Origin of the sequence: Cobetia sp. SIMBA_158 (genome assembly GCF_046566945.1) — a bacterium.
Lineage (GTDB): Bacteria > Pseudomonadota > Gammaproteobacteria > Pseudomonadales > Halomonadaceae > Cobetia > Cobetia amphilecti.
In genome coordinates this window covers 1-280 of record NZ_JAWJYL010000231.1, presented here as the reverse complement: position 1 = coordinate 280, position 280 = coordinate 1, and the positions used below count along the sequence as shown (strand labels likewise).

Here is a 280-nt window from a genome sequence, read left to right as displayed (position 1 = left end):
CTATTTAGGTAGAGCCTCGGACGAATACTTACGGGGGTAGAGCACTGTTAAGGCTAGGGGGTCATCCCGACTTACCAACCCTTTGCAAACTCCGAATACCGTAAAGTAATATCCGGGAGACACACGGCGGGTGCTAACGTCCGTCGTGAAGAGGGAAACAACCCAGACCGCCAGCTAAGGTCCCAAAGTCATAGTTAAGTGGGAAACGATGTGGAAAGGCCCAGACAGCCAGGAGGTTGGCTTAGAAGCAGCCATCCTTTAAAGAAAGCGTAATAGCTCA

1 rRNA gene is annotated in these 280 nt (G+C 51.1%); it reads left to right on the top strand.

The window, feature by feature from the left end:
* Positions 1-280, top strand: a 23S ribosomal RNA gene (locus R2R70_RS19770); the annotation flags it as partial.